23 protein-coding genes and 1 pseudogene are annotated in these 25541 nt (G+C 57.6%); 16 read left to right on the top strand and 8 right to left on the bottom strand.

The window, feature by feature from the left end; genetic code table 11:
* Window positions 1–64: 64 nt before the first annotated feature.
* Entirely contained in the window at window positions 65–769 is a 705-nt protein-coding gene (locus tag ACYU81_RS14485; RefSeq protein ID WP_460988326.1) for a TetR/AcrR family transcriptional regulator, read from the bottom strand.
* 343 nt (window positions 770–1112) lie between these two features.
* Here ACYU81_RS14485 and ACYU81_RS14480 point away from each other — a divergent pair, with 343 nt between their 5' ends.
* The 3 genes from ACYU81_RS14480 to ACYU81_RS14470 all read left to right on the top strand — a co-directional run bounded on the left by ACYU81_RS14480 (window position 1113) and on the right by ACYU81_RS14470 (window position 3963).
* Window positions 1113–1895 carry an AraC family transcriptional regulator gene (locus ACYU81_RS14480; RefSeq protein WP_460988325.1) on the top strand — a complete coding sequence of 261 codons (783 nt, stop codon included), beginning with the start codon at window positions 1113–1115 and terminating at the stop codon, window positions 1893–1895.
* Window positions 1896–2030: 135 nt separating this feature from the next.
* Window positions 2031–2885 (top strand): 5'/3'-nucleotidase SurE, encoded by an 855-nt coding sequence (gene surE, locus ACYU81_RS14475; RefSeq protein WP_460988324.1) that lies wholly within the window; start codon window positions 2031–2033, stop codon window positions 2883–2885.
* A 70-nt stretch (window positions 2886–2955) separates the two neighbouring features.
* On the top strand, window positions 2956–3963 hold the full coding sequence (locus ACYU81_RS14470; protein ID WP_196227329.1) for a beta-keto acid cleavage family enzyme: 1008 nt from the start codon (window positions 2956–2958) through the stop codon (window positions 3961–3963).
* 207 nt (window positions 3964–4170) lie between these two features.
* On the opposite strand, the gene ACYU81_RS14465 is transcribed toward ACYU81_RS14470, so the two are convergent.
* Window positions 4171–4866: a TetR/AcrR family transcriptional regulator gene (locus tag ACYU81_RS14465; RefSeq protein WP_460988323.1), complete on the bottom strand. Its 696-nt coding sequence runs from the start codon at window positions 4864–4866 to the stop codon at window positions 4171–4173.
* 199 nt (window positions 4867–5065) lie between these two features.
* Between ACYU81_RS14465 and ACYU81_RS14460 the strand changes: the two genes are divergently transcribed.
* From ACYU81_RS14460 to ACYU81_RS14415, 10 genes are all read left to right on the top strand, one after another.
* Window positions 5066–6394, top strand: coding sequence for an aspartate aminotransferase family protein (locus ACYU81_RS14460; protein WP_460988322.1), 1329 nt, complete (start codon window positions 5066–5068; stop codon window positions 6392–6394).
* A gap of 563 nt (window positions 6395–6957) precedes the next feature.
* Window positions 6958–8586, top strand: a complete 1629-nt coding sequence (locus ACYU81_RS14455) for a long-chain fatty acid--CoA ligase (protein WP_460988321.1) — start codon at window positions 6958–6960, stop codon at window positions 8584–8586.
* A 171-nt stretch (window positions 8587–8757) separates the two neighbouring features.
* Window positions 8758–9339 (top strand): IS5 family transposase, encoded by a 582-nt coding sequence (locus tag ACYU81_RS14450; RefSeq protein ID WP_460989109.1) that lies wholly within the window; start codon window positions 8758–8760, stop codon window positions 9337–9339.
* 331 nt (window positions 9340–9670) lie between these two features.
* Complete coding sequence (locus ACYU81_RS14445) at window positions 9671–9889, top strand: hypothetical protein (protein WP_460988320.1); 219 nt, start codon at window positions 9671–9673, stop codon at window positions 9887–9889.
* Entirely contained in the window at window positions 9886–10164 is a 279-nt protein-coding gene (locus ACYU81_RS14440; protein ID WP_460988319.1) for a hypothetical protein, read from the top strand. The genes ACYU81_RS14445 and ACYU81_RS14440 overlap by 4 nt, the downstream gene beginning before the upstream one ends.
* 40 nt (window positions 10165–10204) lie before the next feature.
* Window positions 10205–10363, top strand: coding sequence for a hypothetical protein (locus tag ACYU81_RS14435; RefSeq protein WP_460988318.1), 159 nt, complete (start codon window positions 10205–10207; stop codon window positions 10361–10363).
* A gap of 267 nt (window positions 10364–10630) precedes the next feature.
* Window positions 10631–10837 (top strand): cold-shock protein, encoded by a 207-nt coding sequence (locus ACYU81_RS14430; RefSeq protein WP_460988317.1) that lies wholly within the window; start codon window positions 10631–10633, stop codon window positions 10835–10837.
* 70 nt (window positions 10838–10907) lie between these two features.
* Complete coding sequence (locus ACYU81_RS14425; RefSeq protein ID WP_460988316.1) at window positions 10908–11243, top strand: DUF6481 family protein; 336 nt, start codon at window positions 10908–10910, stop codon at window positions 11241–11243.
* 423 nt (window positions 11244–11666) lie between these two features.
* On the top strand, window positions 11667–11876 hold the full coding sequence (locus ACYU81_RS14420; protein WP_460988315.1) for a hypothetical protein: 210 nt from the start codon (window positions 11667–11669) through the stop codon (window positions 11874–11876).
* Window positions 11877–11961: 85 nt separating this feature from the next.
* Entirely contained in the window at window positions 11962–12690 is a 729-nt protein-coding gene (locus ACYU81_RS14415; protein WP_460988313.1) for a polyamine aminopropyltransferase, read from the top strand.
* Window positions 12691–12781: 91 nt separating this feature from the next.
* Here the strand turns inward: ACYU81_RS14415 and ACYU81_RS14410 are convergent, their stop codons facing one another.
* The gene (locus tag ACYU81_RS14410; protein WP_460988312.1) at window positions 12782–13012 is read right to left on the bottom strand and encodes a hypothetical protein; all 231 of its coding nucleotides are present in this window, start codon (window positions 13010–13012) and stop codon (window positions 12782–12784) included.
* A gap of 140 nt (window positions 13013–13152) precedes the next feature.
* Here ACYU81_RS14410 and ACYU81_RS14405 point away from each other — a divergent pair.
* Window positions 13153–13321: pseudogene (locus ACYU81_RS14405) on the top strand (thiolase family protein); the annotation flags it as partial.
* Window positions 13322–13372: 51 nt separating this feature from the next.
* Window positions 13373–13765, top strand: coding sequence for a hypothetical protein (locus tag ACYU81_RS14400; protein WP_460989108.1), 393 nt, complete (start codon window positions 13373–13375; stop codon window positions 13763–13765).
* A 252-nt stretch (window positions 13766–14017) separates the two neighbouring features.
* Here ACYU81_RS14400 and ACYU81_RS14395 read toward each other — a convergent pair whose 3' ends face one another.
* The 4 genes from ACYU81_RS14395 to ACYU81_RS14380 form a co-directional block, all read right to left on the bottom strand.
* Window positions 14018–16483 carry a TonB-dependent receptor gene (locus ACYU81_RS14395; RefSeq protein WP_460988311.1) on the bottom strand — a complete coding sequence of 822 codons (2466 nt, stop codon included), beginning with the start codon at window positions 16481–16483 and terminating at the stop codon, window positions 14018–14020.
* A gap of 651 nt (window positions 16484–17134) precedes the next feature.
* The gene (locus tag ACYU81_RS14390) at window positions 17135–18118 is read right to left on the bottom strand and encodes a LysR family transcriptional regulator (RefSeq protein WP_460988310.1); all 984 of its coding nucleotides are present in this window, start codon (window positions 18116–18118) and stop codon (window positions 17135–17137) included.
* Window positions 18119–18160: 42 nt separating this feature from the next.
* Window positions 18161–20467, bottom strand: a complete 2307-nt coding sequence (locus ACYU81_RS14385) for an arylsulfatase (protein WP_460988309.1) — start codon at window positions 20465–20467, stop codon at window positions 18161–18163.
* A 106-nt stretch (window positions 20468–20573) separates the two neighbouring features.
* On the bottom strand, window positions 20574–22946 hold the full coding sequence (locus tag ACYU81_RS14380; protein ID WP_460988308.1) for an arylsulfatase: 2373 nt from the start codon (window positions 22944–22946) through the stop codon (window positions 20574–20576).
* Window positions 22947–23140: 194 nt separating this feature from the next.
* Here ACYU81_RS14380 and ACYU81_RS14375 point away from each other — a divergent pair, with 194 nt between their 5' ends.
* Window positions 23141–24373: a TetR/AcrR family transcriptional regulator gene (locus ACYU81_RS14375; RefSeq protein WP_460988307.1), complete on the top strand. Its 1233-nt coding sequence runs from the start codon at window positions 23141–23143 to the stop codon at window positions 24371–24373.
* Window positions 24374–24555: 182 nt separating this feature from the next.
* Here ACYU81_RS14375 and ACYU81_RS14370 read toward each other — a convergent pair whose 3' ends face one another.
* Window positions 24556–25470 carry an SUMF1/EgtB/PvdO family nonheme iron enzyme gene (locus ACYU81_RS14370; protein WP_460989107.1) on the bottom strand — a complete coding sequence of 305 codons (915 nt, stop codon included), beginning with the start codon at window positions 25468–25470 and terminating at the stop codon, window positions 24556–24558.
* Window positions 25471–25541 lie beyond the last annotated feature (71 nt).

Raw genomic sequence — 25541 nt, 5'->3', positions numbered from 1 at the left:
CCGTCATTAATACGAATGTTCATTCATATTAACCCGCCCTGCGATCTCGTCAAGTGTCTTCGGGTCAGTCAACCTTTAGCATGTTACGGGCAAGTTCCGACATACGTCGAGCCACCTTTTCCGGGCTGTCCGACCCGCCCGGGCGATACCACATTAAAACATTGTCGCACATCGTGCCTATGGCCAGCGCGCAAATGCGTGGATCCAGCGCGTTATCGGATCGTCCGGCCAAAATGTCCCGTACAATCTGGGTGAGGATGTCGAGGTAGCGGCGCATATGTGAACGTATTTCCTGCTTTGCGCCAGGACTTCCGATCCTTTCCAGCATCGCCGAATCTATCAGCCGGTCGTTCGCCTTGGCGAAGGCGGCGTTGGAAATCTGATACAGCACATGACGGCGGATGAGTGCGTTCATCCGTTCGACCGGCAGCATGTCCTCTTCGTCATTGTCCACCACTTCGCTGTTGAACATGTCGAGGGCAGCAAGAACCGCCGAAACGAGCAATTCATCCTTCGATTTAAAGTGGTTATAGAAGGCGGGCGGCTTCAGCCCAACCTCCGCCGTGATGTCCCGCAACGACACCGCTTCATAGCCGCGAGAACCGAACAGCTCCACCGCAGCCTTCAGCAACTCTTCCCGCATTCCCGATTTGCGACGGGTCCTTTTCGGCCGGACGCGGTGCGCCGAGACGATCGGAGCCGCCGTAGCATCGCCGACCTTTGCGGAGTTCGTTTGCAGCGGTTTAACGTTACTATCCTTCACTGACACGCTTCGATGCCCCAGTCGCGAATGTATAAATGCAAACGGTCTTTCATATTAATGCATATGCCCTGTCGGACGGCGCCGTTCAAATGGAAACTATTTCTCTCGGATCGCGGACCACGTTGATGCGCGACATCTGCCTGGCGAGCACTCGCGTGCTTTTTGGCCGATTAGGCGTATAAGTTGGCCATCAACCCGCTTCGCGCCAGACGTCATTGTGCCATAAGGACGGAACACGGCCACTTCGCAGTTTCAGACGTGGCCCCGAAATTTTCCTTCGGAAGCGTGGACCCTCAGGGCGCACGCTCTAAGGATGGTGAGACTTCCAACGGGTTGGAGGAGCATTCACTTGGTTGACACTAGTAGACATACCAGCGCCGTCCATGTGCTTGCCCGCAACTTCGTCGAAGGCGACGTCATCTCGGCGCATTCGCATCCAAACGGCCAGTTCGTTCACGCTGTTTCAGGTGTCATGGAAATCAGGGCGGATCACAAACTGTGGGTTGTTCCGCCACAACGCGCCGTATGGATCCCGCCCGGGACCGTACATGAATTCCGGGCGCGAACGCCTGTTCTGCTGCGTACGCTCTATATCGCGTCGGATCGGACGCCGCCCCGTCTGGGCGAAAGGGCGGGAGGATTCGTCGTCACACCGCTCGTGCGTGAACTCATATTGCGAGCGATCGACCAGGCCGTTCCCAGCTGGGATTCGGCGCGCACTCTTCGCCTGCACGCGCTGTTGTTGGACGAACTGAACGATCTACCGGCGGACGCCGTGACGCTGGCGATGCCGTCCGATCCTCGCCTTGTCCGCGCGTGCGAGCAGATTCTCGATAGCCCTGGTGGCCCTGATATCGAGGAGCTTGCACGGTCATCGGGTGCTTCGGCGAGAACATTGTCGCGTCTGGCCCGCGATGAATTGGGTTGTCCTCTTTCCGTCTGGCGGCAGCAAGCGCGGATCGTCGCGGCACTGCCCAAACTCATCGCCGGAGAGCCCATCCTGAGCACGGCCTTGTCGCTGGGATACGAAACGCCCAGCGCTTTCACCGCGATGTTCAAACGCTTGATAGGAACAACGCCGACCGCCTTTGTCACCGAACGGAGCGGTTTCGCAGTGAGGCCGGAGAGATGACGCCGTTGGATTGAAACGGGGGTTGGCGAGTGGCCACCCATCATAAACGAACAGTTGCTGCCAACAGAAACAAACGTTAATTATTATATCTGTCCGAGCGCTCCTCGGCTTTGCAAAAGCGGAAGCGATACGTCGATGAACATCCTGTTGACCAACGCGGAAGGTTACGACGCACCGGGCATCGCTGCCCTGCGCAGCGCGTTGATACTGTCCGGCTTCAACGTGCTGACCGTGGCGCCCGCAGCCCCGCAGGTCTGGCTTTCAAAAGCGATTTCGGAGCGCGAGCCAGTGTTGGTGGAGAGGTCGGGCGGTGATGATCGTCACCCGCTGTATCGCGTGCACGGCACTGCGCCCGATTGCGTGCGCATCGCGATCCTGTCGGGCCTTGCAAGCAAGGTGTCCGCCGTCGTGGTTGGAATAGGCGAGGAAGCCAATGTCGGAGAGGATGCAAGCAATAGCTCGACATTGGGGGCCGCCCTGGAAGGCGGGATGCTGGGATATCCGGCCATGGCCATCTCGCAACAGGCGCATGGGACTCACTCATGCTGCGGGAGCAGGAGTACCCCCGACTTCGCATGGGCGAGCGCGGTCGGTGCGGAGCTTGCCGCCTGGTTGGCCGCCTCGCCGCCGCCCGATCGCAGCGTTCTGAACATAAATGTACCGGCTCATCTGGCAGACAGGCATATCAAGCTGACCTCCTTCAGTGAATGCATCTGGGAACCGCTGGATTGCCAACGGGCGGACGCTGAATCTGACGGTAGCTGGCTGGTGCAGCCCTACGCCAATGGGCTCCCCCGTTTCGCGAAAGAGCCGGGGTCGGACGCATGGGCGCTGGACAAAGGCCATGTCTCGGTGACGCCACTCAGCTTCGATCGTGGGATTGGCCGATCGGCGGTGAAGCTGCGCGCATGGACGCGGTCCATCATCCAGCAGGTCGATCCCCGGCTGGGCGCTACGGACGGCACAAGTTCTGCGGGCTGCTGCGGATAGATGAATGAGTGAGATTTGCGGCGGCACATGCCGTTGCGGATGGACGGATTACTTAGCGTAGGAGTGAAAAATGGTTAAGATTGATTGGGATAGAGTTGGGAAAGGTGTCGCTCGCGAAAATGAGCGGATGATCTGGCGGCCCTACGGCGCGCCTATCGTTCTGGATCTGGAACATTCCGCGTTCCACGATGCGCCGATCTCCGTTCCGTGGAATATCCCTGAAACCCTGGCGGTATCTGTGGCCATTACCGGCGCGTTCTTCCGCCGATCGCAGAACCCGAACCAGCCTTACACGCCGGAAGAAATCCGCAATTCTGCCCGCGAATGCCTTGAGGCAGGGGCGAGCACGGTTCACATCCATGTTCGCGACGATGAAGGCTATAATGTTCTCTCGCTCGATCGCTTCGAACAGGTCGTTGCGCCGCTGAAGAAGGACTATCCCGACTTGTCGGTCGACGGCTGCCTTGTCCCGGCGCTCGAAGGCGAGTGGGCTGAAATGAAGCGGGTGCTGGCGACCGGTCTGCTGGACGGTGCGCCGATCAACACCACGACGACCTATATCGGCGATTCTCTGTTCAGCAAGCCCGCGCCGGTCATGATCGAAAAGGTGCGCCTCATTTTGGAAAATGGCGGCATTCCTGAAATCGCCGTCTACACCGACGCCGACGTTGCCAATGCCGATCGTTTCCTGATCAAGAGCGGCCTTATCAAGGGACCGGCCTTCTGGCTGATCCTTCCCGCCTTGCCGGGTTGCAGCCCCATGGAAAATCCACGCCAGATGGTCGAAGGCCTGATGCGTACCGTCACCACGATCCGCGACGTCGATCCTGACGGCGTGATCATGGTGTGTGCTGCTGGCCGCGCGTCCATGTATGTCGCGACGCTCGCAGCCGCGATGGGCCTGCACATCCGCGTGGGCATGGAAGATACCTATTGGCTCTGGCCGCATCGCGATGATCGCATCCAGTCGAACCTGCAGACCTTCGAACTTGGCGCGAAGCTGGGTGAGGTTCTGGGCCGCCGGGTCGCGACGCGTCAGGAATATACCGACATGCTGAGATCCTGCGCCCAGGGATAACCGGCTGCGGAGTTAAAGAGACGGCCATGCTCCAGTGGACGGGAGCATGGCCGTTCCTATGCCGATGATAGGGTTCGCTTCAGTGGCGGTAGTGGTCGGCTTCGAGGCGACCTATTGACAACCCGCTCTGATGGGCACGGAGAGACACCGCCTCATTTTTGCCAGTGCTTGACGAGCATCGACGTCAAGGAATCAGGCAACCCGGTGTTACCTGTCGATGCCAAGCATCCGTTTTGCCAAGTCCCAATAAGTCGCGACGAGATTGTCGTCAGCTGCCTTTGAGGTGGAAACGTACCAGCGTCCGACCTGATCATACATGGTCGATATGGCGCTCGACACGATCCTGTAGTCTGCCTTCACCGACGACTCTTCGACAAGCAGAGACACCAGCTTTGTCACCTCGCGCAAATATAGCCGCAGCCGGTCCTGGATGGCCTGCTGGAATGTTATTTCGCCGACGCGCTGAAGCAGATTGTGTGCCATCAAAATGTCGAAGGCCCTGGCGATGACCGGGTTGTCCAATTGGTAGCGGATGTGCCGCTCCAAAATCCCTTCCAACGCTTCTACATTCGATTCGCGGGGGTCGCGAGGACCCAGGACCCGCTCGTTGAAGTCCTCCATTGCCCATAGCAGGGCTTCGCCCAGCAAGGCTTCCTTCGACTTGAAGTGATTGTAGATGGCGGGCGCCTTGATACCTGCGAACTGCGCCAGGTCACGCATCGTCGAAGCTTCGAAGCCGTTCTTCGAAAACAGGTCGAGCGCCGCGACCAGCAGCCGTGCCCGGGTATCCGATCGCGTGGCGCGGTTCTCCCGCTCGATCGCCAGCTCTTCGGATTCGGCCAGCCTGGCCTCGTATCCAGCGCGCTTTCGCAGGACCTTCGTCTGATTTGTCGGTGAAGTCATTCTGCTGGTTCCTTAATACTCTCCGAAGCCCGATGGCAACCATCGATGCAACCTCCTGCGATGTTGCTTGGCTCCTGATCCCTCCCCACAACTCCAACCTCGCTCTTGCATTAACAAATGTTCGCTATTATGATACAGGCGAAAATGCGATAGTATTCCGTAATTGGACGGGAATGACCAGATACTGACGGGGTTTAAAATGGCGATCTGGCCTGATTGCGACTCTCAATCGAAGCGGCTCTACAAACGCGGGCTCAAGGTCTATCCGGGCGGAATTACACGTCTAGTTCCATGGCTTGAGCCTTTCCCGGTCTATGCGAAGTTCGGCAAGGGCGCCTATGTCACCGATGTCGATGGCACCTCGCGGCTCGATCTGCTCAACAATTTCGCGTCGCTCATTCACGGTCATGCCAATCCGGCCATCATAGATGCTGTTTCCAGGCAGTTGGTGCTGGGAACGGCCTACACCAACCCGACCGAGGTTGAGATCGAACTCGCTGAGCTGCTGTGCGACCGTATAGAGACGGCCGAAAATGTCCGGTTCAGCAATAGCGGTTCGGAAGCGGTGATGTCCGCGATCAAGGCTGCACGCGCGTACACCGGCCGACCCGCGATAGTAAAAGTCGAAGGCAGCTATCATGGCTCCTATGACTATGCCGAAGTCAGCCTGGACACGCCCAAAGAGGAGTTCGCCACGCCGCCAAAGTCGGTTGGCTACGCTGCGGGCGTACCTGACCAACTTCTGGAAGATGTCTATGTCATCCCGTTCAATGATCCTGAAACTGCCGCCCAGATCATCCGTGCGCATAAGGATCGCATCGGGGCGATCCTGCTTGACGCCGCGCCCAGCTATCTCGGCTTCACCCATGTAACGCCGGAGTTCACGGCGACGTTACGGGAGCTGGCGACCGAGATCGGCGCTGTGTTCATCCTCGACGAAGTCATATCCTTCCGCTTGGACCATGGCGGAGCCCAGAAGCGATTTGGAATAAATCCGGACCTCACCGTCCTCGGCAAGATCATCGGCGGCGGCTTTCCTGTCGGTGCACTGGTCGGATCGAAAGAGGTGATGAAAGTCTTCGATCATCATTCGGGCAGGCCGTTGGTGCCCTGGAGCGGGACTTTCTCGGCCAATCCCATAACCATGACGGCGGGCAGGGTGACGCTGGAACTCCTGACCCCCGCGTTGGTCGCGCATATCAACATGCTCGGCGATCGCGTCCGCGCCCGGTTGACGCAAGCCTTCGCCTCGTCAGGGTTTCCAGGGCAGGTGACGGGCGTCGGGTCGATGTTCAAGATCATCACGCATCAGCGGCCTGTCTATGACTATAGGAGCCAGCAGCACACGCCCGCCGAAAGCGCTGCGATGGTCGTGCTGCAACGGCTGCTCGTGCTCAAGGGCTTCCATGTGTCGGGGGCGGGCATGGGGTTCCTTTCCACCGCCATGGTTGACGAGGACATCGACAATTTCTGTGCGGCTACAGAGGAATGCCTCCGTCATCTTCCCCATCCTGGCAGCGTGGAATGACCCATATGTTCAAACATGAACGTCGGAAGGGAACATCGGATGCTTCGCCAGAGCACCGCTCGTCACCGGCGCGATATCGGGCGGGAAGTCGCGCTGCGGCATGCCGAACGGGGTGCGATGCTCTGCCGGATGGGGCCTAATGAAGGCGCGGCGGAAACATTGTGCGCCCATATTGTAGATATGGCAGCGACAAAATCTGTGGTCACTACAAGCCCTGATGCCCCCCCCACGGCCTCTGCACTTCAATGCACAAGGAAGATATGGTTGAATTTTAGAAAAGTCGGTCGAGATCATGCGTTGGGCCGTGTGTCGACGTCAAAACTACTGGAATATGGCGCCAACATTGTCCTGGGCGACCTCAACGAAGCCGCACCCGCCGTATTTGTCCGCCTCGCTTCCTGGACACGACGGAACAGGACCTTGACAGGAACCTCACGCGGAATGCCAAGACCATTTTCCTTGGCATAAAACATCAGATCGGCGATGATCGGAATGAGCGCACCGCTGCGGTGTAGTTTGCGCGCAGCATTGAAGAATGTGAGCTTTAGATGATCGGGACGATGATGGATTTTGAGCTGACGATAGGCTCTATCCTGCTGCATGCGGACCGGTTTCACGGGAATCGCGAAATCGTGTCGCGCCAGCCCGACGGCAGCGTCGTTCGTAGCTCCTATTCGCAGGTTCTCAACCGCTCCCGGCAGCTGTGCAATGCGCTGACCAGCCTGGGTGTCGTCGCGGGAGACCGGGTCGCCACGCTGGCCACCAACTCCTTGCGGCATCTGGAGGTGTATTTCGCCGTCCCCGCCATGGGCGCGATCATCCATACCGTAAATCCTCGCCTGTTCCCGGAACAGGTCGAATTCATCATCAATCACGCGCAGGACAAGGTCCTGCTGGTCGAGCCGCAATTCGTTCCGCTTGTCGAGCAGATCAGGGGAAGCCTGAAAAATGTTCGCCACATTATCGTCATGGGGTCAGGCGGTGAGGACGTTGCGGGGCTTCTGCCTTATAAGGAACTGGTCGAAGCAGCGTCCGCCGTCTTCGACTTTCCGGTGATCGCCGAACGAACCGGGTCGGCGCTCTGCTATACCTCGGGCACGACCGGTGCCCCCAAGGGCGTCCTTTATTCCCATCGCTCGGTCGTGCTGCAATCGCTGGTGATTTCGGGCATCGACTGGTTCGCGGTTCGGCGTCGGGACAACCTGCTTCCCATAGTCCCCATGTATCATGTGAATGCGTGGACGCTGCCTTTTGCCGCAGCGATGAACGGGTCGAAGCTGGTCCTTCCGGGCAGCGCTCTCGATTCACGCAGCCTGTTCGAACTGATCAGCACGGAACAGGTGACGCTGGCCGCAGGGGTGCCCACGATCTGGAGCGACCTGATCCAGTTTATGGAGGAACAGGACGAACGCATCGACTCGCTTGAGCGCGTTATTGTCGGCGGGACGGCTCCCACGCCCTCCATGATCAAGACGCTGGAAGAGAAATACGGCGTTCAGACCTGCCATGGATGGGGAATGACCGAAACCAGTGCTGGCGGCCTTTTCAACGCTCCACATGATTGGGATCATCTGGACAATGAAGACAGGCGCGTCATGCTTGGAAAGCAGGGGCGCACGCCCTACCCATTCAGCATTCGCATCGTCGATGCAGACGGGGAGGAGGCTCCCTGGGACGGGAAGACGTTCGGCAGCCTGCAGATTCGTGGCCCCAGCGTCACGTCCAGCTATTATAATGGTGATGCTCCCCCCATCGAAGCTGCGCGCGAAGGGTGGCTTCCGACCGGCGACATCGCCGTCGTTGATCCCGCGGGCTATGTCGAGATTGTGGATCGCGAAAAGGACGTCATCAAGTCAGGCGGGGAATGGATCAGTTCCATCGCGCTGGAAAATATCGCGGCGTCTCATCCCGATGTTGCGGAAGCGGCTGTCATCGGCATCCCGCATCCGCGATGGGACGAAAGGCCGCTGTTGGTCGTAGTTCCCCGCGCTGGCTGTCGACCGGCTCCGGCCGATCTTCTCGCCCATTTCGCAGGCAAGTGCGCGAAATGGTGGATTCCCGAGGAGGCCGTATTGGTGGACAACATCCCAAGGCAGGCGACGGGCAAGGTCTTCAAGGCGCGACTGCGCGAAGCCTATGCAAAGGCCGGAACGGAGAGCCCGTCTGTGGAAGCCGGTTCAGGGCCGGTCTGAAACCGACGGTGCTGTCAGACCAAGGCGAACCAGTCTCCACATGATGTAGTTCGGTGGGCAAGGGTAGGCTTAGCTCGCGAGCAATTGCTTAGGGTCCAAACCCAATCAGGGTCTTGAAAATCTGCGGCCATATTGATTCAGAGAGCCTCCACTGAAGCAGGAGGTCCTTGGATTTCGCGTTCGTTGTTCTGGCTGTCGGATGAAGCATGGACGGCAATTGAGCCCCACCTGCCGAAGAACCAGCCAGGCGCGCGGCGGGTTGATGACCGACGAGTGATCTCGGACATCATTCACATGCTCAAGTGCGGTGGCCGCTGGGCGGATTGTCCGGGAGAATACGGCCCCGCGACGACCGTCTACAACCGCTCGAACAGGGGGCCGCCGGGGCATCTGGACACGCATCGGCCGCTCCGCCTTGTCCTGACGCCCGGCAACACATCCGATGTGAAGGGCGCCGACCTGCTCATCGGCGAAACGGCCGGAATGAAAGGGGTGATCGCCGATCGTGGCTATGACGCCAACCGCATCAGGGCTGCCTTGCGCGAGCAGGGCACGATCCCCGTGATCCCGGGCCGACGCAACCGCAAGCGCCCGATCCAGTATGATGAACGCCGCTACAAAGACCGCTGGCGGCTGGAGGCCATGTTCTGCCGTTTGAAGGACTTTCGCCGGATTGCCACCCGCTACGACAAGCTCGCCCGGAACTTCCTATCCGCCGTAAGCCTCGCCGCGGCCGTCGCTTTCTGGCTCTGAACGAGTCTGGATCCTAGCTGCTTTGGATCAAATGCTCGCATAATGGTGTCACGCGAACGAGAAAATCACAGATAGACCATACCAATTTTCCCGATATCACACAGTCAAATTGACATATGAAGAAAGTATATAATTGGCAATATATGATGTATTACTTATTTCATAGAGCAGTCTCGCAATGATATATTTGACGATAATTTATTAATATTGGATCGCATGAACTCTTGTAAATTGCTATATATTTCCTATATGAATGTTATCAAGGGCATAGGCAATGTAGGCGTTCTTGACTGAGAGACCATCGCGCTCCCGCTTACCAGGGAATTCGCACATGGATCTCAATCGACTTTATTCCGAGCATCAGGTTTCGCTGATGCGTGCCGCTGACGCACATAGCGAGTCGGCCCGGCGCAAACATCTGTGTGCCGCCGGGGTTGTCGGCGGTCAAATCTTCGACTTACTCTCTTCAAAGAACGCTCCCGCCTCGGCGGATTGGCTGTTCTGGAACCGTCAATTGGCCCCTGCAGTAGGCCTGGCTGTTCCCGCATGACAGTGGATGCAACCGCGCCCGCACGCCCACGAAGGCGAGTATTCGTCAACCGCGAGATGAAGCTCTCTCCTGAGCAGGCAAGGCGGCAAGGCTTGATCACTCACCTTGCATTCGTACTTCTCGGTCAGAAGGAGGCAATCCGCTTTCTGAACACCCACAACGCATCTTTGGGCGCAAGGCCACTCGATCTGGCGATCGCCGATCCGACCGGATACTCAACGGTTGAAAATGCAGTTAAGCTCCTTGCCCAGCCCACGGCCGGCGGCCGCCAGTGATCTCGTCAGTCAACCCTCGCTCGTGACGATCGGAGAGAAAATGACTGTGGAACCTGTAGACGACACCGAACTCATGGCTCGCTATTGCATCACGAAGGTGCCTGTGTATCGTTTTCATTATCGGGATTGGCGGTACTCGACTTTGAACGATGCGGTCGCGCAGGCGAAGCGGGACGAAGCCACCGCTCGAAGTAAATAGAATGGGGTGCCCGTAGCCATTTCCAACGCGTTGGCACGACGCAAATATTGTAAGAGTGAAGCGCGGTGGCAGATCTCGATAGATGGTGCAATTGATCCGCCCGCCTCAATTTTGCATTTTCCTCAAGCTGTGCTATCAACATGTTGCTGAACGTCGCGTTTTGACGGATATCGGGCCACTTCGGCTCTCCTTGTCCCCACATTGCCTCTTTTAAGCCGGGATGAGCGAATGGTCGCATTCCCAGGACATGCGACAAGGAGACCGAGCATGATCACCGGAACAGTCAAATTCTTCAACGCCGACAAGGGCTATGGCTTCATCGCCCCTGAAGATGGCAGCAGCGATGCTTTCGTACATATCTCTGCCGTTGAACAGGCAGGCATGCGCACCCTCGAAAAGGATCAGCGCGTCACTTATGATCTGGAGCAGGACCGCCGCGGCAAGACCTCGGCCGTCAACCTCCAGGTAGCCTGAAAATGGCGCCGGGCGGTTGACGCTGCCCGGCGGCTTCAGGCGAATGCTTTAGCACAGGACATTTCCCTGCATGAAAAGATATAAAGAGCCATCCTTCCAGGAGCGTATCGCCTCAGCGGCGCGTGCCCGGACGGAGGGTCTCCAGCAACTGCACAACAAACCGCCGGTTGACCAAACCGCTGCGGCCGCGAAGGCGGAACTCCGGCAGACCAAAGAGGCCGCTGCCCGCGAAAAGCGCCAAAAGGCTCTGCTCATGGCCCAGCAACAAAAGGCCGCGAAACGTGCGCAAGAGCTTGAAGCGACCGCTGCGAATGCCCCACGGCATAAGCCCATCCTCACGGAAGCTGAACAAAAGGCTGCACGCGATGCGCGGTATCTCGCGCGGAAGAAGCGTGCATCATCCTGACGACGCCGTGCCTGCACCTATGGTGAAGCGGCATCGGGAGATGAATTCTGGAGCCCTCCTGCATGCGGACGTTGCCGTAACCGAACATATCGGGCCGCTTAATTTGGCCGGTTCAGCTGCAAGCTATCTGTCATTACTCGCTTCAGGCTCAGCATCGCTGCGGCCCTTGCGCGCGAACTCCAACTAAGAATAATGCGGCCTACGCCGCGAGGTTATAAATGAATAGTATCTTTCCGACCAGTAAACGCACCACCCTCCATCTGCCCTTTAGCCAAGGACTAGCGCCGCGATCCGTCCAGGTTCGGGCGGCGGTTTTGTCCACTAGTGAGCTAAAGCAGATCGTTGCGGCGATGCTTGGCTGAACGTGCATATAACGGCAGCCGGACATGCTGCCGATCTTTCGCAACCTCGTAAGGAGACATCATGAGCCGAGAAAAAGTCGCCCCCTTCCTCATCACGAAGGACGAGGATGGAAATTTCCGGCTCACGGTCCGCGAAACACGGTATAATTCGCAGGGCTATCCGCTCGTGACATCTCACTTGCAGGAGGAGAGTTTCAAGACGGCGGCTTCAGTCCGAACCCATGCGCGCCTCGTGTTCAGGGCTCAGCCCGGGCAGTTTGCCACCAAGTGAATCTCGTGGCTCCATGGCGCACCAAAAATTCGACCTGACACTACCTTCGTCTTGAGGATGGAGGATCGCGGTCGGCGTCCTGTATATGCGCGCCGTAGCACTAAAGGAAAAAGCCGTGTTGGCATCACCTGACGAATGCGCGACGATTTCGATCGAACTGATCGGCATGGCAGAACTACCCGATGGAGGCCGGCTGCGCCTCTTACGCCGGGGTGAGGACTACTCCATCAGGTTCGGCGATAACGAACTAATGGGAAACCAAGTACGTCATTCGGAAGAAGCGCTCGCTACCCTGACATGTCAGCGCTTGGCCGGACGGAATGCTCAAGTTCTCATTGGCGGTTTGGGCATGGGCTTCACGCTCGGCGCTGCCTTGCAGTCACTGCCACCGACGGCCGAGATCAAGGTAGCAGAACTCATCCCTGAGATCGTGAACTGGGCGAAAGGCCCTTTGGCCCATCTCTTCCATGATTATCTCTTGGACCCCCGTGTCGTTCTTGAACTGGGCGACGTTCATGATGTGATTGCAAACGCCGAAGCCAGGTTCGACGCCATTATGTTGGACGTCGATAATGGCCCTGACGGGTTGATCCATGTTGCGAACGAACGCCTCTATTGCAATTGGGGCCTGCGCACGGCTCATGCAGCGCTCAAGCCTGGGGGCATCCTGGCGATCTGGTCGGCCTATAATGACGATGCATTTGTTGCGCGCCTCGAAAATAACGGCTTCGATGTTGATGAAGTTGATGTGGCGGCGGTCGTCGACGGAGAAAACACTATCCACACTGTGTGGCTTGCTTCAAAGCGGCCTTAACCCGGCCCTTCAGGGGCGAAGTCGCTTGGCTGCCTCCCGCGTTTCCCGACGGATTACATCGATGATTTTCCCCAGAGCATGGGAATGCTCTTCATACCGGCTCCTCTTTTGGGAACAAGATGATGCCGATGCCTGTTTCAGCGCGGAAATTCTGTGAGATTGGAGCGATTGATCCTATCCATGGCCTACCTCCGCCGCTTGCAAGGGGGAGCTGCAGCGCGATATGCGACGGCGAGCGGGTGACTTCGCCCGAAATTAGTTTGTTTTTCATCAGGGCACGAAATGCTTCAGCGTCCCAGGGTCTGACCTGAAGATTTTTCATCACGGGCTACGCTGAAAATGCGGTGATCGGCCATCGCTTGGAGAGGGCCAGCTAAATCCGGGAACAGCTCGTAGATCGCGGATGCCGCCGCTCAAAGGGCGCGTTATAGGCGATGATCGCTCCCCTATGCGCTTCGTTCTTTGTCCCGCGCCAATGAAGCCATTGCCAGCGGGGCCGTCATCCGCGAAATCACGCCGGTTGCGGTGCCCGGCAGGGGCGGCGAGATAATAGTCGATACCGATGAGCAGCCAGGTAAGGCGGCCCCATATGATTTCCTCACTGAAGCCCGCCTTTGACAAGGACGGCACCATCACCGCCGCTAAGGCATCCTCCATTTCCGACGGCGCCGCGGCGCTCGTCATGACCGGGAGGAGCGTTGCGGACAGGCTCGGCCTTCCTATTATCGCCCGAGTCGTCGCAACGGCCGCCCATGCCCAGAAGCCCGATGCCTTCACCACTGCGCCGGGGCCCGCGATGCGCAAGGTGCTGGCGAAGGCGGGCTGGGCAGTGGATGACGTCGATCTGTTCGAAGTCAACGAAGCCTTCGCCGTGGTAGCGATGATCGCCGCTAATGATCTCGGCATTCCGGCGGACAAGCTCAATGTGAACGGCGGTGCGACCGCGCTCGGACATCCAATCGGCGCATCGGGCGCGCGCATTCTTGCGACATTGATGGGTGCCTGCGGCATGGGGTCTGATGCGCGGCGTCGCCAGCCTGTGCATTGGACTGCCCGGATCGCGGTGGTCAGATAATTATGATAAATCGCAGCCAAATAAGGGCCTCGCAAAGGCGAGGGCGGTGCTCTGCTCAGGCATGATAATGATCGGTGGATCGAAGTGATTGGGCCAGCAACTCTCCTACGACGAGTTCTCTGTAAAAGCTCGATTTCGGTGAGGTCCAATCATAGGATTGGCCGATGGCAGACCAGATTCAATCATATGGTCAATCTCTGGCTCCGAAATTGCGCCATCACCCTTTGATAAGGCGTGATGGCGCATGATCACTCAGTGTCCGAAATGATATCGAACAGAAATCCCGTACATTCTGGGCTCACCATAAATGTAGGAGTTGAATCCGCTCTGGTATGAGGTCCCATTACTGCTAATGATATAGTCTTCGTTAGTCAGATTGGTCGCGAATGCGCTGAGATCGAAATTCGACCCTGCAACATTTTGCCACTGTATTTTGGCGCTCAGCAAGCCATAGCCATCGCCCGGGCCGCACTGAACGGCACCGACATTGGGTCCCGACTGCAGGCGGGGACAGTTACCGCCGTTATAGGCAAACGGCTCATCGACAGGTGCCTTGGATGCCGACTGATATTGAGCGCTGATATAGGCATATGTAGCGGAGACGGCGACCTTCCCGAACGATTCATCGACTGGCAAATCGATGTGACCGGTAAGGCTGAACTGGTTCTTCGCCGTATTTTGGAACGGTATCCCGGTCAGGATACATTGGCCCGTTGCGCCGTTGAACGGAACGCCTGAACCGCAGTCGAAGCCGGGCGGCAGGCCGAAAGCAGGAATGCCTGCGGGGAACAGGGAGGGCGCAGTATATTCATCATATTTGGCAGCAGTGTGGGAATAGGTCCCCGATAGCGTGAGCCAGTTGGCGGGTCGTATCTCGCCTTCAAACTCCACGCCTTGGATGTGCGCTCGTCCAGCATTGCTGGTTTGCGCGCCGAAGACCGGTTGACCATTGAATATGTAGGCGGTTCCGCCGGTCCTCTGCAGATCTTTATAGTCCGTATAGTAATAACTTAGATTGGTTCGGATTGGCACACCGCCGAGATGCCAATCTGCCTTTATGCCGCCTTCATAGGAGGTGACAAATTCAGGCCGAAAGGATCGTAGTTCTGGTGCTGGGGTGGCAGTGCCGATCCCTCCCGATTTATAGCCGCGACTGATCTTGGCGTAGAGTAGCACATTTTGCATGGCATCATAGTCAAGACCGACCGTCCAGTTCGGCGCCTTGAACTTGGCGCGCTCCGAGATGACTGGTGCACCGGGCAATCCGAAGTTGGAGAATGCCGTCAGGCTGTCCCATGTATAGCGATAGCCAGCGGTCAGCCGCAGCCCATCAAGGCTGTTCGAAAAGCTGCCGAATGACAGCGTCCCCTGCGCATACAGCGCCTGGCTGGTTGATCTCTGGCCTCTGCGGGTCTGATTGGTTGCCGAAACCAGCTGTTGTCCTAGCGGCTTAACACTTTCATAGTAGGCACCCACGGTGAAGTTGAGCGCGTCTCCACCAACCTTGCCCTGAAGCTGAGGCTCGAACGAGTACTGACGGACATCGGTGTAGTAATTGTAATTGGGAAGGCCGCCCGGATCAATCTCTTGGGCGCCGATCGAGCCCCCACCGTCCGTGGACAATGGCGGACGGTGATCATCAGGAATCCCATCGCCGTCGAACGGAGCGCTGTTCTTCAGACGCTGATAATTGGCGATGTTGCGGAACGTCAGGTTGTCCGTAAGTTCCGCCGAGAGGATGTCCGTTATGGAGAAATAACGCGTCCGCTCGCTAAAGAGCAGCGGGCTGAGCGCGACTGAACGGATACCACGCTCGATCTGCTCCTCCAGATAATCGCTGTAGGGCACACCATTTTGCGGATTGACCCCCGCTGGAACCGCGTTGAGCACTGTCCCGGTGCCATGTTCCTGTACGCGACCGACGGTTGCGAGCAGGTAATTCTCGATCCCTGGCGCTGGACGCCAGGTCAGGCCTGCGCGGAAGGAATAGCGGTTGCGATTGTCGAGATCGGTGTCCGTGGTGATCTCGTGCGTGAAGCCATCGCGCTTCTGATACATGCCAGCGACGCGCAGCAGCAGCGTGTCTTCCACGATCGGCACGTTGAGCGCGCCGCGCATTTCAATAGAGTCATAATTGCCGTACTGGATCTGGCCGTAGCCCTCGAACCGATCAGTCGGACGCTGAGGTTCGAAAAGGACAGCGCCGCCGGTCGTATTACGACCAAACAGCGTGCCTTGCGGCCCACGCAGAACCTGCAAGCTGGCAAGATCATAATAGTTGAGGCCGCCGCCATTTTGCGCATTGTTGCGCTGGTCGGCAATAAGCGGAACTTCGGCCGAATACAGCACCACGCCCGGCGCGGCATTGAAGGTCGCACCTTGCCCGCGGATCGTGATATTTTCGGTGCTGCGCTGCTGCCCTGACCCACCCACGACGAGCGACGGAACTTGTCCGAGCAGGTCCTGCGTGTTCGAAATATTCCGTTGCGCGAGCGAATTAGCATCGAATGCACTGGCAGAAATCGGAACCTGCTGCAGTCGCTCAGCCCGGCGGCGTGCCGTGACAACAATCTCCGAAAGACCTGTGCCTTCGACAGCAGTTGCAGTACCATTCACACCCGTCGAAGCAGTAGGTGGTTGTACCTGCGCTAGCGCGTCGCCACCGAAGGCCATCATCGCGGCGCCCCCCATTAAAGTTCTGGCAAACAATTTAGGCATCTTATCCCCTCCGTTCATAATTTTTTCGTAGAATGAAATAGATTTATATTCTGATTAATCATCTGCGTAGTGATTCCGACATTTATTATGCCCCGTTGTTCATTACTTGATGAAGAATCAATGACTGTCGTTTTTCATTGACGCGATATAATTTGTCGACTTGCCAAAACGATTTGGGCGCCTTTGATCCGGTCAAGACGTCGAACTAATTTTTGCAAAGTCCCAATAATTATTTAGTATGTGCCATTTCATAGGCTCTGATCATTATATTGATCGGTATAATTATTTTACCGTGTCCTCACAGCTAGCGTTTCGCATAAACAGATTTCTTGTGGTGTTTCTGACCAATTTTGGCATAGTCAAAATTCCCTGTTCATAAATCGTGACGCATACGCCATCGCCACGAAAGACATGGAGAATTTATCCCTGCTCAACCTGACTCGGCACAATGCCCCCCCAACACCAAATCAATTTTAATTTTCAGCGACGATGCCTATCACCGCCTAGATTTTCTTCTTAAATTTCACACCATGCCAACGCGAAAACCCAATAATTTTGCATCGGACATCTGATTTTCATGCCGATTACGGCACCAGCATTTGATAGCTTCCGCCGCGCTCGTTCGGTAGCCCCCAAATACGAAATGAACTGTTACATTCTGCGTAACGAATACAGCTGCGGAATGCCCAGATCGTGGGCTTCAGGCGGTTTTGTTTGATGGTCGCTCGACATCTTAAAGGTAGCATCGAGAAACATAAGGAAGCTCCGCAGCTTGCCGGTCTGGTAAGCAGACCGCTGGTAAACTGCGAATATGCCCTCGTTGCCGGTACGGGGCTGGATAATCTTATGGTTGGGCAACAGGCGGATCAGGCTCCCGTCTGCTATTTCTCGCTCAATCTCTTCCAGCGGCATGATTCCGATTCCGACGCCCGTAAGCAGCGCGCTGCGGTTCATTCCTCCATCATTCACGCTCAATTGTCCCGAAGGCATAACCCGCGCGGTGGTGCCGTCAGGGCCAGCGAACTCCCAAACCGTCTTTTCAGACTTGGAGCCGTACAAGATCGCCGAGTGGTCGGATAAATCGTTGACCACCGACGGAGCGGGTCGTTTGGCAAGATAGGCTGGCGAAGCCAAAAGCACCAACTGAGTCATCGGCCCTAGGCGCCGGGCAACCAACTCGCCGCTATCGGGAAGATCGAAGCGAATATCGACATCGATATTCTCGGCAACGAGGTCCATCTTCTCATCGGTGGAAATTTGTAGGTCGATCTGAACGCCTGGATGCGCTTCCAAAAATGCTGGCAATGCGGGCATAACCCGTTGAGATGCAATTAAACCGCGAATTGCAACACGGAGCAAACCTCGCGGTTCTGCTTCTAACAGCGAAACGCTGTCGAATATCTCGTCCATCTCACCCAGCAGCGGAAGCAGACGCGCCAGTAGAATTTGGCCAGCCTCCGTGAGTGTCAGAGCACGCGCTCCCCGATTAAAGAGCCTGACGGACAAACTTTTTTCGAGCGCACTTATTTGCCGAGACATAGACGCGTTGGAGAGCTGAGCTTGGCGTGCGGCCGCTGCAAAGCTTTTATTCTGTGCCGCAAGAACGAACAGTCTCAAGCCTGACAGATCGCGCAATATATCTCCTCCCGCCCCGAAACCACCCGCTTTGGAAACGCTCTAGCGAACGCGGATGGTCACGCGGCCGATTTTTGCGCCTTCGATCGGATAGCCAAGCCTCGCATCGGCGGGATAGCTACCCACCGGCGCTCCCGTGTCCAAGCCTACACCAAAAGTTTCATGTATGCTGAACATATAAGGGGTGGCAGGAATGTTGTCGGAGGAGACCTGCTGATCGTCCACCGCCATCCTCAATATGCCGCCCTTCCCATAGCCTCCCCCCGCATAGTCGAAGTCCACCTGAATGGAATGTTTGCCCGGTGTCAGTGGGCCTGGACCCACAAGATCGACAGTTTTGACGTCAAACAGGCGATACGTGAATTTCGGCCTTCCATCGCCATCCAGATACAACGCCATCCCGGAGTCCGTGCCGCCCAAGGCCGCGACGACGCCACGCGCCCGATCAGCCGTATCGATCGTCGCGCGCATCGTCCAGGAACGACTGAACATGCGGGGAAGAGCTACCTCTGGCACGCCGATATCGCCTTGGCGGTAATCAACTGACTCGCGACCTCCTGATGGGTCCGGCAGATTGCCCTTGCCCGGGGCTTGACCACCCAACGGCAGCACCTGGTTTGCAGACGCTTCTGCCATGAAGAGCGCCTTCAACTCCTCGAGCTTCTTCGGGTTCTTCGCGGCAAGATCCCTGGACTGCGAGAAGTCAGTCCGAAGATCATATAATTCCCATTTGTCCTCTTCGAAAGGACGTTCATTGTCCGCTAACGCGGTCCAAGGATAGCGGCTGTGGAAGGCCGATGCCATCCAGCCTTCATGATAGATGGATCGGTGACCAAAGACTTCGAAATACTGCGTCGAATGCCGTTCCTGAGCTTTCGGGTCGTTGAACGTGTAAGCGAGGCTGACGCCATTCATTGGCTTTTGCGGCACGCCGTCCACCTCTGCAGGGGTGGGGATGCCGGTGACTTCCAATATTGTCGGAACGATGTCGTTCACATGGCCGAACTGGCTGCGCATGCCTCCCTCTCGCTTTATCCGGGTCGGCCAGCTGAGCACCATGGCATTGCGCGTTCCCCCTAGATGGGACGCGACCGCCTTGGTCCACTGGAAGGGGGCGTCTGAAGCCCAAGCCCAGGTCGAGTTGACGTGGGCATAAGTTGACGGTCCGCCAATCTCGTCCTCACGAGCGAAGGCCTTTGCGTCCGGCGCGGGAGAAATGCCGGTTAGCCTGCCCATATAATCCAGGCTGCCTTCCAGTCCGCCTTCAGCGCTGGCACCATTGTCGCCCACCACATAGATGAAGAGTGTGTTGTCAAATTCGCCGTTCGCCTTGAGGTCGTCCACCAATTTGCCGACCTGGGCATCGGTATGCGCAAGATATGCGGCGTAGGATTCCATCAAGCGCGAGGAAAAACGCTTTTGTTCGGGCGTCAGGCTGTCCCAGGCCGGAAGCTCTGCCGGACGAGGCGTCAATTTGGTGTTGGCCGGGATCACCCCCAGCTTCTTCTGACGCGCGAAAACTTCTTCGCGTAACTTGTCCCAGCCCTGGTCAAACTTGCCGCGATATTTATCGATCCATTCCTTGGGAACCTGGATCGGGGCGTGGATGCCGCCGGTCGCGAAGTAGAGGAAGAAGGGTCGCCGGGCGCCTGATGTGCGCACGGTGTGGAGCCAATTTACCGCACGGTTGGCGAGATCTTCGGTCAGGTGATAATTGTCGCCTGCGGGCCGCATCACCGGGGCCGTGCCTTGATATAATGTGGGGTTGAACTGATCCGTTTCCCCACCCTGGAAGCCGTAGAAGGTGTCGAAACCTTCGCCCGTCGGCCAGCGATCGAACGGCCCAGCCTGCGTCAGTTCCCAGTCAGGGGTCTGATGCCATTTGCCAAAAGCCCCGGTGGCATAGCCATTTTCGCGCAGGATCGTGGCGATCGTGGCGGTGTCCTTCCCCTGGAACCCGCTGTAACCCGGCCGCGCATCCGACGAGTTCATGACAGCGCCGATGCCTGCGGCATGGGGGTTCCGCCCGGTAAGCAGGGACGCCCGTGTCGGCGAGCAGATGGCCGTCGTGTGAAAGCGATTATAGCGCAGCCCATCGCGCGCAAGCCGGTCGAGCGTGGTTGTCTGCGCCGGACCGCCGAAGGTCGAGGGGGCTCCAAAGCCGACATCGTCGAGCAGCACCAGGACGATATTGGGGGCGCCCTTGGGAGCCTGTCGCACATATTCAGGGGCCGCGGACGTGGTTGAAGGTGCCGGAGAAGCCGCCGGGACCTGAGCATGGGCCATCACCGCGATACCGCTGACCGACAAAGCCAAAAATCTGAGGATTCGTCCGCTCTTCGTGCTCATTTCGCATCCATCCTTTGTCGATCCGTTTGATCGAAAAATGCCAGATCTGCTCTGGTCTTGAGTTTGCCCGCAATATTGTGGTGGGGCCTTCAGGTTAAACAGAATATTACCGCATCAATTGCGGCGCTTCACTTTGAAGTCCAACCGCGCCGAGTGAGATGTCTACGCGCTGGACGCCATTGAATACGCCACCTTCGGGATAGTCCGAAGTCATCTGGGTTGAGGTGTCCATGCCGACGTCCAAGGTGTCGGTCATTTCGACAAGTCGGGAAATCGATTTGTCTATACGACCGCGCATAATCTCCTGCCCATCGCGCGAAATACGCATTTCACCGCCGCCATTGACGCCGCCATCATAATCAAAATTGTAGGTCAACGTAGCGCGCCCCGGCGGGAGCGCCTGCGTCGCGGCGACCCGGAACTGATCTTCGCGATGTTGCGATGCCGCCACCATTGCGACTGGCCGATTGTCCTTGAGATAGAAACCCCATCCGCCGAACGCGCCGCCAAGAGCAAGGATGGAACCGGAAACAGGCTGTTGCGGAACAATGATATCGGCCCTCAAGGTGAAGGAACGGTTGAACAAGGGCGCGGCCTGTCCTGAAGGAATGGATACGCCCGAACCCCAGTAGGTATAGCGATCACGTTGTGGTTTTGCGCTGTGCGCCGCAAGGAAACGCTCTGCGGTCATCCTGTCGTCGAGCGGAAACACATTGTTCTTCTTTGCCTCAGAAACGAATATAGCCTGCATTTCGCGTAGCTTGTCCGGTTGTTTCGTGGCCAGGTTATCAGCCTGCGCAAAATCGCGCTTCAGGTCGTACAGTTCCCATTTATAATCGCTCGGAAGTCCACTGCTCTTGTTCCATGTCCAGGGGAGTCGGCCAGGCGTTGTATTTGCCCACCACCCATCATGATAAATGGCCTGATTGCCCATCATTTCAAAATATTGCGTTGTCTTGCGTTCCGGCGCTTTGGGCTGGTCGAACGTGTAGGCGAAACTTATCCCGTCCATTCGCTGCTGCGGAGCGCCATTAACCGTAGCGGGCGCGGTGAGGCCGACCTCTTCCAATATGGTAGGCACGATGTCTGTGACGTGAGTGAACTGCGATCGCGTTCCGCCGCCCTGAATATGCCCTGGCCATGACACGACCAGGCCATTGCGCGTTCCGCCCAAATGCGAGGCATATTGTTTGAACAAGGGGAAAGGGGTGCTCGTCAGCCAGGCCCATCCAAAACCAAGACTAAGATTGGCTTTCGGTCCACCAAAGTCGTCAATGGCAGCCAGAAGCTGTTCGTTTGTTTCCTGAAACCCGTTAAAACCTGCCAAGGCGTTGGTGGCGCCATTCACGTCACCTTCGGCAGCGGCGCCATTATCGCCCTCGATGAAGAAGATCAGCGTGTTTTTCCCCTCGCCGGTGCGGTCGAGTTCGTCCAGGACGCGGCCTATCTGTGCGTCCTGATAGGCCAGCATCCCGGCATACACCTCCATGGCGCGCGCATTGACCTTTTTTAGTGACGGCGAGAGAGTTGACCAGGCCGGGATCTCCGCAGGCCGCGGCTGCGATCTGGCACCCTTGGGAACCAGCCCCTGCTTTTCCTGCCGCGCCCGAATCTCCTTGCTCAGTACGTCCCAACCGGCGTCAAATTTGCCGCGGAACCTGGCGATCCATTCTGCCGGAGCCTGCAGCGGCGCGTGGGTCGATCCGGTCGCATAATAGAGGAAGAATGGCTTGTCCGGCGCGGCCGCATTCTGGTTGCGGATCCAGTTGATCGCATCATCAGCAAGGGCCTTGTCCAGCACACCGTCCTCCAAAGTCGGTATCGGCGTTATTCCGCGATAGAGGGCAGGCTTGAACTGGTTGGTCTCGGCGGCGACGAAGCCATAAAAATAATCAAAGCCCAAGCGGGTCGGCCAGTTATCGAACGGCCCAGCCGCTGAAACGACGCTTTCCGGACCCATATGATGCTTGCCAAACATGGCCGTATTAAAGCCGTTGAGCCGCAATGTCTCGGCGATGGTGGCCGCGCTGCGTGGCATTTCCGACCAGTAGCCGGGGAACCCTGTCGTCAGATTGGCCACGATGCCATTACCAACCGCATGATGATTGCGCCCGGTTAGCAACGCTGCGCGGGTGGGGGAACACATCGCCGTCGTGTGAAAGCGGTTATACCGAAGGCCCTGGCTTGCCAGGCGGTCGAGATTAGGCGTGGGGACCAGCCCGCCAAAGGTGCTGGCGGCGCCAAAGCCCACGTCATCCGTCATGAATATCACCACATTGGGTGCGTTTGCGGGCGCGGCGACGGGTTTGGGAAATGCCGGTTCAGAATTGGAATAGTTGGTGCCGATAACGCCGCCAAAGGGCGCAGGGGGGGCGGGCAGCGCGACAGGGCTGCTCGCACTCGTCTGGGCAATAGCCGGTACAAACGGCAACGTAAAAATAGGGGCCCCGGATAGCGCCGCCTTGAGCCATTTCTTCATGCTTGTCTGCTCCCCGTGATCCTGCCGCGCGCAGTTCCAAATAGCTTCCCAGCTTTTCTGTGTGGAAATGCCTATGCAATATGCTGTCTTGCTGTACTGGAAATTATCGTACATATCAATGGCTGGTCTTCAGCGCTGGCGATCCGACGCGAGAGGTGGCACCGAGCGGTCCAAATTATTGGAGCGGGCAATTTATGGCTGATACAGCCGACGAACGTTTGAAGGCCGTCGCCCGTCAGCTTTTCCTGCGGAGCGGCTTTGAAGAGACCGGGATTGATCTGATCGCTCGTGAGGCGCGCGTTAGCAAACAGAGCATGTACGAACTTTATCCGACGAAGGTCGATCTGTTCGGTGCGGTCATGCGAGACGTGATTGCGTCGATTTCAGCCGAAATACCTTCAGAGCTTTCGATTGCGAGCGGCGACCCGGCGACGGTGATCGGCGATGTCATGAAGAGCTATCTCGCACATTTTCTGTCTCCCGAGAATATGGGCCTCACGCGCGCGCAACTGGTCGCCACCCGATGTTTTCCGCATCTCTCGACCGAACTGCATAACCGCACGATCAAAGGCGCGCCCGCATTGGCTCATTACCTGGCGTCGCTTATGCAAGATGGCTTATTGCAGGAATGGGATCCCGCAGCATTGGCTCGCCGGTTTGGGAGCGTTGCGACCCAAGGCACCCGCTTCCTTATGGGATTCCCGATCCATCGGCAGCGGCAATATGATCAGGCCGGATCTTCGATTGATCTGCTCCTCAACGGCTACCGGAGAGCCGCTCAGTTCAGTGATGCGACACTGGACGATCCCCTAAGTGAGGAGCCCCGGTTTGACGAAATCCAGAAGAAGCGAAGAATAGCGCCCGAGCGCATCGAGGATTTGATGGATGCGGCCAGTGATGAGTTCCTCAATCAAGGATTTCGCGGCGCGAGGATTGATCATATCGTTGAAAAGTCGGGGGTGGGCGCTGCGACCATTTATCGCCAGTTTGGCGACAAACGGGGCCTTTTCCAACAAGTGCTGATCCACCTCGGCAGGCCAAGTGATGTTACAGACGCGCCCAGAGCAGAATCGACGGTCGGGGCCACCCTCCAGCGGCTTGCCCGATGGTTGCTGGATCGGCATCTTCACCCGCGTAATCTCTTGTATCAAAGGCTTATTATATGCGAAGCCGAACGTTATCCTGACATTGCCCGATGGGCGTATGATCGCCAGGTAGCCACTGCAGCCTCAGTTCTGACCCAGCGATTGGTTGAGTTCGGCATGCCGGTACCTTCCCTCCTTGCAAGTCGGACCTTCTACACCTTGGCAACGTTCGGGGTGCGGTTCGTGGTGACGGCCGAAAATCCCGACTCCTCGCAGCGAGCCGCTCTTTCGCGCGAGGCGACAACGCTTTTTCTCAACGGCACTCGTGAACGTTCGCGATGAAGCCTGCGTAAAGGTGATCTAATTCCGTTGGTATAGGAGGACTATCCGAACCAAGCCTCGCTTCTTCGATTTAGGCGCTTCGGTGGGACAGCTGCTCTGGTGCGCGGCTATTCGCAGCGTCATTGCAAGCGATTTGATCACGATGGCAGAAGCGGCGCTTACGGCGACAGCTGCCCCCCTATTTACCGCGCTGGCCGGACCACGCAGCGGAAGCCGACATGGCTTGTGGTTGTGTCGATCGGCTGGGCGTACCGGGCGGCGGGTCGGTAACGCTGGCAATAATTTTCCGCGCAGAGGTGCGAGCCGCCCTTCATAACCTTGCGCGGGATGCGCGCGAGCGCACGCTTGTCGAAGCTGCCGCCGCGTGTTCCGCCGCGCGGATTTGCCGGAATGCAGCAAGCGCCCCTTGGCTTGCGTTCGATTTTGGGCTGGGCATACCAGTCGGTGGTCCATTCCCACACATTGCCGATCATGTCATAAAGGCCGTGGCCGTTGCAGGCATAAGTCCGCACTGGCGAAGTGCGTAGATATCCATCGTCAAGCTGGTTGTGGCCGGGGAAATCGCCTTGCCAATAATTGGCCATGAATTTCCCTCCGGGCGCTAGCTCGTCACCCCAGGCATAGTCTGCGCCGTCCAGTCCGCCACGGGCGGCGAATTCCCACTCCGCCTCGGTCGGCAGCGCCTTCCCCGCCCAGGCGGCAAAGGCTTCCGCGTCCGCATAGGCGATGTGAACGACGGGATGATCCTCGATCCCCTTAATCGAACTGCCAGGTCCGAGCGGCGCGCGCCAGTTGGCGCCGATGCGGAACTCCCACCAATCGGGCGCCGCAAAGTCGACTGGCCCGGCGCTCATCTCAAAAACCGCCGATCCCGGCTGTGCCAGTTCCGGCAGCAAACCAGGATAATCCCTGCAATCAGGCGCGATTTCTGCGAGGGTGACATATCCCGTAGCATTAATGAAAGCGGCGAAGGCGGCGTTGGTAACTGGCGTCTCATCGATCCAGAAGCCATCAACCCGGACCCGACGAGCAGGTTTCTCCTCAGGATACCAGTTGTCGGCTCCCATCTGGAAACTGTCGGCAGGGATGAAACGCATTTCGGAATAGACTTCCTTATCCATATGTCTTGTCTAACGAGGAGGGCACGGCATTACAAATTTGAACTCGC

The sequence above is a fragment of the Sphingobium sp. TomTYG75 genome, from assembly GCF_054771635.1.
Note: the sequence above shows the minus strand (reverse complement) of the source record. Positions and strands in the feature narration are given on the sequence as shown.